Raw genomic sequence first — 938 nt, 5'->3', positions numbered from 1 at the left:
TAATTCCCAATATATCATCAATAATCGCCGCACCTAAGATGGCCGTACCCGATGGTGACTTGAGCTTACCCATTTCCCGAAGCGTCTCGACAGTAATGCTCACAGATGTAGCGGTTAGAACAAGACCAATAAAGATATTTCGTAGCATCTCGATCTTTGAAGCCTCTGTAAGCGTATCTGAGAAAAAGCCTGCTACTAAAAACCCACCGACTAAAGGAATAATAACGCCAAAGGCTGCAATCACTAAAGAGGATTTACCGGTTCGTTTCAGCTCTTTGACATCCGTTTCCATACCCGCTGTGAACATCAACAATATAACCCCAAGCTCGGCCATTTTATCAATGAATTCGGTTTCGTGTAAAATATTCAAAAATGTAGGACCTAAAAGCAAACCAGCTAGCAGTGCACCCACTACTTGGGGCATCTGCAAACGTCTTGTTAAAAGACCAAATAATTTTGTGCTCAACAAAATAATGGCTAGATCAAGGAAAAAACCATAAGATAACATATGTAACCTCCTGCAAATATATTCATGGTTAAATGGTCAAAACTATATCGTTTGACGTATTCATCTATCTATAACATGGAACCTATGAATGTCAGCAGGCATACTTTTGTGATATGTCTGTTCCTTTGGTTTCAAAGCATCCTATTTATTCCACGAAATCATCCGAGAATAATTATATGCCTGTCTTTTTCAATAGTCAATATATCCACAAAGTTTCATCGATTTATATATATAATACACAGTTATGGCTTATCATATATACACTTTGACTGCTTTTTATCAACGATAATGGCCACTGGCCCTACGGTCCACATGGTAGAAGACCACATCCCCTTCCATAAGATGGATGCCGGCACTGTTTGTCTTATACCCTTCTTTGGCCCATGTGTTGCCAAGGTCGGTTGTTTTATATGTGTTATAGGCCTCTACT

1 protein-coding gene is annotated in these 938 nt (G+C 39.3%); it reads right to left on the bottom strand.

Annotation, left to right across the window (positions count from 1 at the left end; all coding sequences use genetic code 11):
* On the bottom strand, positions 1-508 hold a 508-nt coding region (locus P0N36_RS15505), incomplete at its 3' end, for a cation:proton antiporter (protein WP_275843796.1).
* Positions 509-938 lie beyond the last annotated feature (430 nt).

It is taken from the genome of Petrocella sp. FN5, assembly GCF_029210395.1.
In the GTDB taxonomy this organism is placed as follows: Bacteria; Bacillota; Clostridia; order Lachnospirales; family Vallitaleaceae; genus Petrocella.
This window is presented reverse-complemented; position numbering and strand designations above follow the sequence as displayed.